Genomic DNA, 12,698 nt, shown 5'->3' with positions numbered 1-12,698 from the left:
ATTGAAGCTCACTCACCTCTACGCTACCGAACTTAGCGAGGCGGTCACGCAGATACATCCTGATGTCCCGGGCGATTTACAGTTACAACTGGTCAATAGTTCGCACGCACAGGAGCTGGCACTGCCTGACAAGTGGTGGCAGGACAACCTGCTGGGCCGGCAACTCGCTGAAAAAGACTTTGCGCTTTGCCGGCAAGCCGTAGCACAAAAATATGGTGGCCATCAGTTCGGTCATTGGAACCCGATGTTAGGTGACGGTCGCGGTTTGCTCCTGGGCGAGGTAGAGAATCGCGCTAATCAGCGTATTGACCTGCATCTTAAAGGTGCCGGACAGACCCCCTACTCCCGTCAGGGTGACGGCCGCGCGGTATTGCGGTCAACACTGCGTGAATATATCGGCTCTGAAGCCTTATTTCACCTGGGCATACCGACGTCCCGCTCGCTGTGTTTGTTTGATAGTCAGGAAATGGTGCTTCGGGAAACACCGGAAACGGCAGCAATGATGATTCGCACCGCGCCAAGTCATATCCGGTTTGGCCATTTTGAATATTATTACCATGCCGGTGATAGCGCTGCATTAAAGCGGCTGTTTGAACACGCTTTTATTCATCATTTTCCAGAGGCGCTGTCTGAAAAAAATCCTCATCAGGCGCTGTTGAAAGCTATCGTTTTACGGACTGCCAGAATGATTGCGTTGTGGCAGGCTTATGGCTTTGTACATGGTGTCATGAATACAGACAATATGTCGGTTCACGGCATTACCTTTGATTTCGGCCCATATGCGTTTATGGACAACTTTGTTAGCAATGCTGTGTTCAACCATACTGACCATCAGGGCCGCTATGCCTTCGACCAGCAGCCGGGTGTTGCCCTGTGGAATCTGAATGCGCTGGCTCAGGCATTTTCTGAATACTGCGATACCGAGCAAATTAAACAAACGCTGATGCTGTTTGAGCCTGCATTTATCTCAGCTTACCAACAGACAATGGTAAACCGGCTTGGCTTCAGCGATGTTGATAACACTTCGTTGGACCTGGTTAATCGTTTTCTGACGATGCTGGCCAATCAGCAGCGTGATTACCATCAGCATTTCAGAACACTCAGCGCTATGGACCCGACGCAGGCGCAGTGCGATCTTCGGGATGAATTTGTTGACCGCGATGCGTTTGATACATGGTGGCAGGACTACCGCGCCCATCGTCAGGATGAGGGAAATACCGATGCGCAAGCGGCGCTCATGGATAGCGTTAATCCGGTGGTGATTGCCCGAACGCACCATCTTCAGCGCGCCACAGATGCTGCCCGTCAGGGTGACTACAGTATTGCCGCTGAGCTTATCGAGGCACTTAAAACACCGTTTGATGATAAATGGGCAGATACTGTGTGGGCCAACGCCCCGGTGGATGATGTACAGGTAAGCTTGTCATGCAGCAGTTAACCCGTACGGCGATTCAGCAAGCACTTATTCGCCATGACGAGGTTATCGTACTATCTTTAGCCTTGCCTGAAACGCCATTAAAGGCGCAGCAGCTGACGCAAGCGCTGACCAAACACTTCGCGCTTATCCCGGGTGATGCAGACTGGGGAGCCGACCGCTACCAGGTAGCACTGAATACTTCTGGAAATAACAACGAGTTAAGATGTATCTTATGTGTTGAGTGGTTGTGCGAAGCTATCTGGCTGGAGCCTACGGGCACGACTACAATAGAATCACTCTGGCAGGCGCTGACGGAAGAAGCGCCGCACAATAACTGATATCACACGATAAAAACTATAGTGATAACAGCACCGCACGGAGGCGCTTATGAAAAGGAAAAGCAGTGCGAATGAGTTTCTGGAATAAACGGCTGTATCAGAGCTACACAGGAGTGTGCAGGCGCATGGCCATGCTTTTACTGGCCTCGCTATGGATAATAGTGTCTCAGGCCTCTGCAGCCGATGCTCCACCTTTTCACGCCAACGTCATTGTTACCGATTCTTTTAACTCTGCTACGGTATTGCCCGAACCGGTTTCGACGTCAGTGCGCACCAGTTACCGGCAGGTACTATCAGGTTACTCACCCCATCCGATGGCAACCGAGCAGCCGCTGCGCCACTGGTATAGTCTTTCCCTTCAGAACAACAGTGCAGTAACTCAGTATGTTTATCTGAATAACCCGTTGGTTATACCGCGTACCAGTATTATTTATCTGTTGGATGAAAGAGAAAGAATGCTCGACGTAATCAGCTATGAACATGGAGATTACGACATCCCCAGCCAGCTGACTACCGGCATGACTCTGCCAGTCACACTGGGCGCATCGACATCAGTCAATATTCTGATTGGGATTAGTGGCGAGAAACCTGAGTACTTTCCGTTAGTTATCCATTCCAGAGACAGCTACGATAATCAGACGCAGTCCAGAATTCTGCTATTGGGAATTACCTGTGGTGCGCTTTTGCTTCTCGTCACTTATTTCTTTTTAAGTTATGTCTATCAAAAGACGTCAGCGCGCTTCTGGCTGGCCTCGATCAGTCTGCTCATTCTGGTATTGGTAAGTAGCTTGCTGGAGCCGGTTGGTCGGACTTTTCAGTTCATTAACTACGGTACGCAGGTGCTGGCGCTAATCATGACCGTACTGCTGTTTTGCCTGGCTAAATTTACCCATGCCTTGTTTCCGCGGATACCCGTATGGCTTCGTATTCCCAATCTGATAATCAGTCTCAGCCCTCTGATACTGCTGTTTATACCCGTAAAACTACCTGACGCCAGTGTTGCCCTGCAGTTGTTGCCGGCGTTCGCACTTATTCAGACTTTACTTTGCACAGTGTTTCGCGATCGCCGTAATCGCTCCCTTAACCGGCTACTGGCACTGGGCTGGCTAATGCTTAGCCTCAGCTATGCGCTGTTTCTTGGCAGTTACAATCCGCGTCTGGTAATGTTGATTAGTTCAGAGCTTAATGCAGCCGGCTCACTGCTAATAGCAATGTGTACCTTCGCACTTTGTGTATTGCTGGCAGAGCGCGATGTCAGTCGACAGCAATTACACACGCACGAGCGCACCATTGACAGCCTGAATGTATTTTACGATTTATTCAGAAACTCTGCGGAAGGACTCTATACCTCGACCCTCGATGGAGACCTTAGAACCATCAATCCGGCCATGTGTACGCTTTTCGGCTATCCCGATGAGGCAACCATGCTCAAAGATGTACCCAATACCCGGGCATTTTATGCTGATGATAATGACCGTGACTTGCTGGTAGGCGAGTTGCTGGAACAAAAGGTCGTTATGGGTCGCGAGATGAAAGGCGTTAAATCGGATGGTAGTGAGTTCTGGTTTTCTATTTCCTGCCAGCTTCATCAGGAAAATGGCGAAACATTTATGTCCGGTTCGATTTTCGATATCACCAAACGCAAGTTATCGGATATCAGTCTGACATACATGGCAAGCCACGATCCGCTGACCGGCGTGTTCAATCGTCGTGAGTTTGAACGCTCCTTACATTCAGCGTTGCAACAGACCCCAGCTCACAACCCGGTGATGATCCTGTATCTGGATTTAGACCGCTTTAAAGCGGTTAATGACAGTTGCGGCCATAAGGCCGGTGACAGACTGATAAAAGAGCTGGCCAACATACTGACCAATAAAGTCGGTGACAGAGGAATGGTCGGCCGTCTGGGTGGCGATGAGTTCGGCGTACTGCTAACTACCCAGACCGAGGAGTCGGCGTACCTGATCGCTGTAAAATTACTGGATGCTGTGCAAGGTTATCGTTTCTTTTGGGAACAACGCATATTTACCGTTGGCGTAAGTATAGGCTTACTTAACGCCACTACACATAATGCAGATGCCGAGAGTGCCTTGAATATGGCAGATGCAGCTTGTTATCTGGCCAAGCAACAGGGCCGCAACCAGGTGTATTGTTACAAAGACGATGATGCCAGACTGCAGGCCTATGAGCAGGAACGCAACTGGGTGGCGATCATCCATCAGGCACTGGATGAAGATAAGTTCGAACTTTACTATCAGCACTATATGCCGTTGAGCGCTTCGTTACAGGGCGATTTTTACGAAATACTGTTACGCCTGCCACTGGATAACGGCAAACTCGCCGGCCCGGCAGACTTTTTACCTACTGCTGAGCGCTACAATCTGACCTCCCGCATTGACCGGTGGGTCGCCGAACACACTTTTAAGTGGCTTAGCGATAACCCGGATCGTCTGGAACAGCTACAATGTTGTAATATCAATATAAACGGGTTTTCTGTGGCCGATAAGGATTTGCGCCGGTTTATGCTGAATGCTTTTCAGCAGCAGCAGATCCCCCATCATAAAATTTGTTTTGAAATAAGCGAAAACACTGCCACCGTCAGAAAAGACGATGCGGTTTCATTCATCGACACGTTCAGCGAGCACGGCTGCCTGTTCGCGATTGATGATTTCGGGAGCGGCTTTTCATCCTACGGCTACTTTAAATCTCTGCCTATCCATGGTGTGAAGATCGACCGGACTTTCACGCAGGATTTGCTCAACGATCCGGTAGATATGGCTATTGTTACGTCAATTCGTGATATTGCCCAGGCTCGTCGTATTCAGACCATTGCCGAATGTGTGGAAGACAAAGCCACCATGACGCAATTGGGTAAAATGGGTATTGATTTCGCCCAGGGAAATGCAATAGCGCCACCAGCGCCACTGCGTGACTTCAAATCACTGGGCGGGAATCAGTAAAACTGTTATATTATAACAATAACTTGGTTTTTTTCGGGCAGTCCCCACTTTCTGGACTCCCACGTAATTCGGTTTAGAAGTGCTATGACCAGCAAACAACCCAAATATGAATATGTTAGTTCCGCTCGTTTACCCACCCGCCATGGTGAGTTTCGTATACACGGATTTGTTGAAGCCAGTGGTCAGGAGCACGTTGCACTGTCGTATGGGAAATGGGAAAAAGGCGATACGGTTCCCATCCGCATTCATTCAGAGTGTCTGACCGGAGACGCGTTATTCTCTACCCGCTGTGATTGTGGCTTTCAGCTTGAGAAAGCGTTACAAAATATCGTTGAACGCGGTCAGGGTGTATTGCTGTATCTGCGGCAAGAAGGGCGTGGTATCGGTTTACTCAACAAGATACGGGCCTATAACCTGCAGGACAGTGGCATGGATACGGTAGAGGCAAACGAACATCTTGGCTTTGATGCCGATCTGCGCAGCTACGATATTTGTAAGCTTATGCTGGATACACTGGATGTTACGCAGGTTGAGCTCATGACCAACAACCCTAAAAAGCTGGCGGCACTGGAGTCGCTTGGGGTAAATGTGGTTGCCAGAAAGCCCATTGACCATGGCATCACCGCCGACAATAAGCATTATCTGAAAACCAAAACAGAAAAATTAGGGCACGTGTTCGACCCTCACCTGTTTAAATAACAGCGTAGCTAATTGAGCAGCTCTGTCACCGCCTCGACAAAGCGTCGGGGTGACTGGTCGTCTAAATTGAAATACAGTGAAGGCTCGATCAGCTCAACCTCAATCACACACCACTGATTATTGAACTGCACAATATCGATACGCGCATATAACGCCGGCTGAGGCAGTGCGGCCAGTACAGCCTCACTGATGTGCTGTTGCGCCGCATCTGCATTCACAAGCTCCAGCGAGCCACCATGTTCTTCCTGCACTCTGAAGTCGCCACCTTTCGGGGTTTTCAATATGCAGTGACTCAGTTCGCCGCCAAAATAAAAAAGTGAATACTCACCATGATTTACAATCTCATCAGCGAAGGGCTGAATCATGTGCGCGCGATGGTTAAAACATGACGAGAGAAGCGCTGACTGTGCTTTAACCGAGTCAGGCGTAATAACAAAAGTATCATCTGCATTCGCGCTGACTGTGGGTTTGATGACCATTTTATCGGTGTGAAATGCACTGAACTGCTCAATAAGAAGAGGTTCATCGTAGTGCTCTACCCATCTGGTAGGAAGCGTGGCGATACCCGCCTCAGCTAGCGATTTAAGATAAGATTTATCCAGATTCCAGCGCATTAATTCCAGCGGATTCTGCAAACGCGTTTGCTTATCGATATTCTTAAGGCATCGTAAGAATGCTTCAGGCTGGGTCTGATAGTCCCAGGTGCTGCGCACGATCACCATTGAATACACCGACCAGTCAGTGTCGCTGCTGTGCCAGGAGACAGTTTCGACCTGATGACCGGACTGCTCAAACACCGGCACCAGCAACTCATCATAAACGAAGAAGTCTTCCAGATTATCAGTGGACAGAAAAGCAATACGGGACATATCAGAACTCGATAACCAGTCTGTGATCGCGAATTGCCACTGAGCGTGGTACCTGATTACCCAATAAAGGCAACTTAATCTGTTTTAAATCCAGTAATAAGATCATCGGCGCAGGCTTGTTCTTTAGTTGCTTCACTTCATCAAGTAAATGGGCATCCTGCGTCAGATTATGTTCCAGCACCTCAAAGTCGGTCATTCGGGGCTGGATAATTTCCAGGGTTCGGTTTGCCCCCGAGTAATCCAGCGTGCCATCAAATGCCGCCCGGGCTTTTACCCGCTGGTCTGCACGGTTTGCTGTCATTGTTACCTGAATTTTTAGCTGGTTTGCCACACCCAACTCAATAGAGGGATCGGTAAAAACTGCGTCAATACCCTGATATTGCTGCGTTTGGGGGAAAGCGGCTTTTACCATCTGGTTTAGATCGCTTTGCGATAATTTCACTGAAAATGCCTGTGCCTGCGCCATGAATACGACAGACAAGGCGATAGCTACCCACACCCGCTTTATGAAACGTTGACCCATTTGACTCTCAATCGCATACAAAGTTAAAAGCACTTTACCATAGTCGCTTCATTTCACAGCATCCCCCTATGCTTTTGCGACCATTAAATGTTTAAACGGGTTTACATGGAGTCGAACGCCATTTGATATGTGGGATACAATAAAACAAAGCCTTGGTACGACACTTTTCACGCTTTACAGTCACCCTGTGACGTTAGGTGAAGTTCTGCTAGTGCCTGCAGTGCTTGTCGGCGGGTGGTGGCTTACTAACAAATTTGCACATCTGGCAACCTTTCGCCTGCGCAAAACCGGCGCCAGTGCTGACACGGTCCATTTATTTAAGCGAATTTTCTACATTATTGCGCTGGCAGTGCTGCTTATCACTACGCTGGATTTTCTCAACGTCCCGCTTACCGCATTTGCTTTTCTTTCCGGTGCGGTTGCTATCGGATTTGGGTTTGGCGCACAGAACATTATCAATAACTTTATCAGTGGCTGGATTCTTATGTGGGAACGCCCCATTCGTATCGGCGACTTTTTAGAGGTAGCCGATGCCCGGGGACGCGTTGAGTCCATTAACACGCGCTCCACCCGCATTCGACGGGTGGACGGCGTACACATGTTGATTCCCAACAGTAAGCTTTTGGAAAACACCGTGATCAACTGGACACTGATAGACTATCTTACCCGCACTTCTGTCAGGGTCGGTGTTGCGTATGGCTCTGATTGCCGGAAGGTAGCTGACTTAATTACAGCCGCAGTAAAAAACGAAGAGGCAGTACTAACCGAGCCTCAGCCTGTGGTTATTTTCGATGACTTTGGCGACAACGCGCTGGTCTTTGAAGTATTCTTCTGGGTTAACGCGACAGTAGAGCGCGATTTAAGAATGATCAGAAGCAACTTACGCTTCGCCATTAACGATGCTTTCAACGAGGCCGGTGTTGTTGTCGCTTATCCCCAGCGCGATGTACACGTAGATGGCAAGCTTTCACTGGTTTCCGCCGACTCTCCACCCTCTTAGTCTAAAGTTTACAGGCAATTTCATAGAGTGACTTCTATACTCCTGACCATCAGGCAGTAAGGAGTACACCATGTATCCATGGCATTATGAAGGTAACCGGATTTTCCGGGGTATTTTAATTGTGCAATTGCTCATGGCTGTTGTGATTGGTTTTATCACAGGACAGCTTGCAATCGCGTTTTTACTGGGCGTACCCATAATAGCTTTGCCACTAATCCTTTCTTTTATACAGCCCGGCAGGTTAGTAACACAAATAACACAGGCGCTGGCGACCCAGCTGATGACCGCGCTGCATATTCATCAGGCTTTTGGTCAGATAGAAATGCACTTTGAAATTTTCGTGTTACTGGCGTTTTTAGCCTATTTTCGCGATTGGCGGGTGATTGCCGTAGCAACAGCTATGGTTGCTGTGCATCACATCGGTTTTTTTGTGCTGCAAAGTGGTGGCGCACCGGTATACGTTTTTGAAAATGACCATGTCACCTTTTCAATGTTGTTATTGCACGCAGCATTTGCGCTGTCAGAGGGTGTGGTGTTGATGTTCATGGCAAATAAAGCCAGAAAGGAGGGAGAAGCCGGACTGGATATTCGCGTGGCCATTGAAGAAATGCTGCAAAAGGATGGCGAAATTAACCTGACGGCCAGTATCAACACCCGCACCGAAAACGGTCAGCGTCTGCATACGCTTATCCATCATATTGCCACACTGGTAGAGCAATCTTCCGGACTAAGCGGACAATTAAAGGATGCTGGTAAACACATTGATGCCTCGGCGACCCATACGCTGCGCTTCTCTGAAACTGCCAGTGCAGAAATTGCCGCCATATCCTCATCCTCTGAAGAAATTGCTGTATCGTCGGCACAGTCAGCGCAGCAAATACAAAAAGTGCGTGACCTGACCCAGAACACCAGAAATCAGTTACTCGCCTCGCAGGAAACGGTAGATTCCACCAGCCAGACAATCGCATCATTGAAATCAACCCTCAATGAAGCAGCTGCAACCAACGAGGAGTTGAATCAGCGTTGTGCTGCCATTTCAGAAACCATGCGCGCTATCACAGCGGTTGCTGAGCAAACTAATCTGCTGGCCCTCAATGCAGCCATAGAATCTGCCCGCGCCGGTGAGCATGGCAGAGGCTTTGCTGTGGTGGCAGATGAAGTGAGAACACTGGCTATACGCTCAAAGGAGAGCGCGGATGAAATCAGTAGTGTAACCGAACAGCTCTCATTGAGTACGCAGCGTTCGGTAGCGCAAATGCAAAGTTGTATAAACCTGGTAGATGAAGCGGTGAGCAACAGTGACCAAGCATCTGCGAATATGGATGAAATTGTCGCTATGGTCACCCAGGCATCCGATTTTATGGAAGAAGTGTCTTCCTCAGCTAAAGAGCAGGAAGAGGCCACAGGCGCAATAGCACAGAGCACCTCCCGTATTCAGCAGATTATTGATGAAGGTACTGAGTACTCTGATGCGCTGACTAATCAGGTGGAAACGCTCAATACCCTGAATACCTCTATGCAAACAGCATTGGTAGGATTCAAAGCGTAATGAAAAGACACCTCTGGTGGGGACTGATGGTATTGTGGCTCGGGGCTTGCGCAACCGGGCTATGGTTTTATTCCCAAAGTCATATTACCGATTTTGATCCACAGCTGTCGCTGAATCATGCCGCTGCCGATGTTGAGTTTGAAGCCCGGCTGAGCGAAGTGCTGCGCGATGCCTCCGTGTTACCTGGCTCTGTGGTACATATCGGGCCAGAAGGTGGTTGTTATTGCGATACGCTGTCACAACGGCATCATCAGGCGATACTGAACAAGCTGCCTGGCTATAAAAGTGTTTCTCTGAATATCTCCCAGCTTCCCTGGGTGGCACAGTGGCTTAGCCGCCTGCCCGCGCTGATCCTGCTGGATAGCACCGGCGAGGTACGATACTTTGGGCCCTATGCGCTTGGTGCAGGCTGCTTTAATGCCGATACGCTGGTAAGCCGGATTGTTAGCACGACACAAACATCTTTGGCCCAACCCGGCCCGTTGGTGATTAGTGAGGCGACTGGCTGTTTTTGCGATGCAGTTTGATCAGGCCGACCCTGTCTCAATCGCATCACCACCCAGCCCCTTAAGGTGCGCCACCACACTTCTGCCCAGAGCACTTAAGTCGTAACCACCTTCAAGGCTGCTTACGATACGCCCCTGACAATATGTATCGGCGAGTTGGCGTAACTGGTGACTGACCCACTTATAATCATCCTCGTTGAATCGAAGATGCGCCATTGGATCTTCAGCGTGAGCATCAAAACCGGCAGAGATAACTATCAGCTCCGGCTTAAACGCATGCAATCGCGTAAACCATGTATTGGCGGCTTCGCGAAAAGCTTTGCCGGTTGCCCCGGCTTCCAGTGGCGCAGCGACGATATTGTCCGCACTGGGTTGGGTGCCGGTAAACGGGTAAAGCGGATGCTCAAATGAGGAGCACATCAATACCCGCGACTCTCCCTCGAATATATGTTGCGTGCCATTACCGTGGTGTACATCAAAATCAATAACCGCGACGCGTTCCAGCTGATGCTGATTTAAAGCATGGGCGGTGGCCAGGGCGATATTATTAAAAAAACAAAATCCCATGGCTTTATCTTTTTCTGCATGATGTCCTGGCGGGCGCACCAGACAAAAAGCCTGTCGGTCTGCGCCTTCCATGACCCAGTCTACAGCCTGAACGGCGGCACCTGCTGCATAGCGGGCAGCCGACAAGGTCTTATTCATCATGGCGGTTTCATCATCCAGCCACACAATGCCCTCGTCTGGAGCCTGGCTGAAAATCTCATTAACATACGCCTTGTCATGTACCTGATAGATTGCTTCTTTCTCAATCATCTGTGCATCGACATGTTCGCAACTCATTTCCAGTCCGGACGACAATAACTGGTCGTTGATTGCGTGAATTCGGTCAGGGCATTCAGGATGCTCAGCGCCCATATCATGGAGCAGACAATCCTTTCCGCGGTAAATTCGTATGGTCATTGTTGCTCTCTTAAGTCCAGAACCAGCTCAACATCACTGGGATCATCACTTCGTTTTCGCTTAAAGCCGTGTTGTTCAAATATTGTTATCATAGGTTTATTATCCGCTCTGACATAGGCCATCATAAAATTGATGCCCCGTTGACGAGCGATATCAATCAGCTTTGCCAACAGACGGGTTGCCATGCCCTTGCCCTGATGAGTTTCGCGGGTGACAAAAGCCGCCTCACAGGCGTTGTCTTCAGGGTAGTAATAAAATCGCCCGACGGCGTGGATGGCAATACGCGAGCCATCCTGTCTAACAATACATAACGCGGCGTCGGTTTTCTGGTCTACGCTGACAAGGTTGCAGGATTTTTCCCGTGACATCTGCTTCGGGTCGTAGTTGTAGCGAAGCCGCAGTGTTTCTTTGGTGTGCGAGTAAAAAAACTCCTGTAACCTGCGCTCATCGGCAGGATTAAGCGGTCGCAGGTAAAAGGTTTCACCCTGAATAACCAGTTTTTGTAACTGAATCGCCCCCAGTTCGGGAATATCGGTGGGGTATTTTTCCTGATAGTGAGGCACCCAGTAGTGCTTACGGACTTCTTCGAGCAAATGCGCCCGAAACTTAGGATGCGCCACCCGGATTAGCTCCAGCGCACGCTCACGGATACTTTTGCCCTTAAGTGATGCCACTCCGTATTCAGTAACCACATAATGGACGTTGCCACGGGATGTTACGACCCCCGCCCCTTCGGTGATGCTCGGCACGATACGGGAAACCGTTTCATTTTTTGCTGTCGACGGCAGTGCGATAATCGGCTTGCCCCCTTTACTGATAGATGCCCCGGAAACAAAATCTACCTGCCCGCCTATGCCTGAATAAAAATCATGCCCGATAGAATCAGCGACAACCTGCCCGGTAAGGTCTACCTCAAGGGCGCTGTTGATGGCTATCATATTATCGTTTTTGGCTATGTTAGTTGGTTTATTCACATAACTGCTGGCGTAAAATTCGATATGGGGATTGTTATCAATAAAATCGTAAAGGCGGCGGCTGCCAATGGCAAAGCTGGTTACTGTTTTGCCCGGGTGGAAGGTTTTATTGCGATTGGTCACTGCACCTGATTCTATCAGCTCAATAATACTGTCAGTGAGCATCTCGCTGTGAATACCAAGATCTTTATGCTTGCACAGATACTTGAGGGTAGCACTGGGGATTTTACCTATGCCAAATTGCAGCGTTGCGCCATTCTCGACCAGCATGGCTACGTACTGGCCAATCCGCTCGGCCTGATTATCAATGGGCGGGGGCAAAACTTCTGTCAAAGGTTCATCATGCTCGATACAGGCGTTGAGCTCATCGATATGAACATAGGAATGCCCGGCAGTACGCGGGACGTGTTTATTGATTTGTGCAATCACAAGATCGCAGTGGCGTACGGCTGACATGCAAATATCTACTGAGGCGCCCAGAGAACAATAGCCAAACTCGTCGGGGGGACTAACGTTAATAAGCACCGCATCCAAAGCCAGTGTGCCGTCAGTAAACAGGCTGGATACTTCCGATAAAAAACAGGGCGTATAGTCAGCCCGACCTTCATCCACGGCCCGGCGCACTTCCTGCCCACCAATGAAAAATGTATTCACCTTAAATAACTGTCGATGCTCTTCCCGGGCCCAGCGGGTATCCCCCAGGGCCAGACCATGAACCAGCTCGATGTCACTAAAACCTCTGCTGTTATCAATCAGGTCTTGTATCAGGGCGTAGGGCACCGAAGCATGCCCCCCGACAAAGACGCGACAGCCTGATTTAAGCAGTTTATGCCAGTCGGGTTTTTCCGGTAACGCAATATCCATGTCAGCTTCCACCTGAGAATATCAGTTCATCATGCC

General features: G+C 49.4%; 11 protein-coding genes. 7 read left to right on the top strand and 4 right to left on the bottom strand.

Annotated features, from left to right (window positions below; all coding sequences use genetic code 11):
• Position 1: 1 nt before the first annotated feature.
• From FBQ74_RS00800 to ribA, 4 genes are all read left to right on the top strand, one after another.
• Positions 2–1,438, top strand: a complete 1,437-nt coding sequence (locus FBQ74_RS00800) for a protein adenylyltransferase SelO (RefSeq protein WP_139754863.1) — start codon at positions 2–4, stop codon at positions 1,436–1,438.
• Positions 1,426–1,755 (top strand): hypothetical protein, encoded by a 330-nt coding sequence (locus FBQ74_RS00795; protein WP_139754862.1) that lies wholly within the window; start codon positions 1,426–1,428, stop codon positions 1,753–1,755. Before FBQ74_RS00800 ends, FBQ74_RS00795 begins: the two co-directional genes overlap by 13 nt.
• A 125-nt stretch (positions 1,756–1,880) precedes the next feature.
• Positions 1,881–4,715: a putative bifunctional diguanylate cyclase/phosphodiesterase gene (locus tag FBQ74_RS00790; protein ID WP_168190580.1), complete on the top strand. Its 2,835-nt coding sequence runs from the start codon at positions 1,881–1,883 to the stop codon at positions 4,713–4,715.
• A gap of 84 nt (positions 4,716–4,799) precedes the next feature.
• Entirely contained in the window at positions 4,800–5,414 is a 615-nt protein-coding gene (ribA, locus tag FBQ74_RS00785) for a GTP cyclohydrolase II (RefSeq protein ID WP_139754860.1), read from the top strand.
• An 8-nt stretch (positions 5,415–5,422) separates the two neighbouring features.
• Here the strand turns inward: ribA and FBQ74_RS00780 are convergent, their stop codons facing one another.
• Together FBQ74_RS00780 and FBQ74_RS00775 are read right to left on the bottom strand one after the other, a co-directional pair.
• Entirely contained in the window at positions 5,423–6,283 is an 861-nt protein-coding gene (locus FBQ74_RS00780; RefSeq protein WP_139754859.1) for an ATP-grasp domain-containing protein, read from the bottom strand.
• A 1-nt stretch (position 6,284) separates the two neighbouring features.
• Entirely contained in the window at positions 6,285–6,806 is a 522-nt protein-coding gene (locus tag FBQ74_RS00775) for a hypothetical protein (RefSeq protein ID WP_139754858.1), read from the bottom strand.
• 127 nt (positions 6,807–6,933) lie between these two features.
• On the opposite strand from FBQ74_RS00775, the gene FBQ74_RS00770 reads away from it, so the two are divergent.
• The 3 genes from FBQ74_RS00770 to FBQ74_RS00760 all read left to right on the top strand — a co-directional run bounded on the left by FBQ74_RS00770 (position 6,934) and on the right by FBQ74_RS00760 (position 9,882).
• Positions 6,934–7,806: a mechanosensitive ion channel family protein gene (locus FBQ74_RS00770; RefSeq protein ID WP_139754857.1), complete on the top strand. Its 873-nt coding sequence runs from the start codon at positions 6,934–6,936 to the stop codon at positions 7,804–7,806.
• 70 nt (positions 7,807–7,876) lie between these two features.
• Positions 7,877–9,355 carry a methyl-accepting chemotaxis protein gene (locus tag FBQ74_RS00765; protein WP_139754856.1) on the top strand — a complete coding sequence of 493 codons (1,479 nt, stop codon included), beginning with the start codon at positions 7,877–7,879 and terminating at the stop codon, positions 9,353–9,355.
• Positions 9,355–9,882, top strand: coding sequence for a DUF6436 domain-containing protein (locus FBQ74_RS00760; protein WP_139754855.1), 528 nt, complete (start codon positions 9,355–9,357; stop codon positions 9,880–9,882). The genes FBQ74_RS00765 and FBQ74_RS00760 overlap by 1 nt, the downstream gene beginning before the upstream one ends.
• On the opposite strand, the gene FBQ74_RS00755 is transcribed toward FBQ74_RS00760, so the two are convergent.
• Positions 9,883–10,824, bottom strand: a complete 942-nt coding sequence (locus FBQ74_RS00755; RefSeq protein WP_139754854.1) for a histone deacetylase family protein — start codon at positions 10,822–10,824, stop codon at positions 9,883–9,885. It lies immediately after the preceding gene.
• Positions 10,821–12,662: a bifunctional acetyl-CoA hydrolase/transferase family protein/GNAT family N-acetyltransferase gene (locus FBQ74_RS00750; RefSeq protein WP_139754853.1), complete on the bottom strand. Its 1,842-nt coding sequence runs from the start codon at positions 12,660–12,662 to the stop codon at positions 10,821–10,823. The genes FBQ74_RS00755 and FBQ74_RS00750 overlap by 4 nt, the downstream gene beginning before the upstream one ends.
• Positions 12,663–12,698 lie beyond the last annotated feature (36 nt).

The sequence above is a fragment of the Salinimonas iocasae genome (assembly GCF_006228385.1).
GTDB classification, from domain to species: domain Bacteria; phylum Pseudomonadota; class Gammaproteobacteria; order Enterobacterales; family Alteromonadaceae; genus Alteromonas; species Alteromonas iocasae.
Note: the sequence above shows the minus strand (reverse complement) of the source record. Positions and strands in the feature narration are given on the sequence as shown.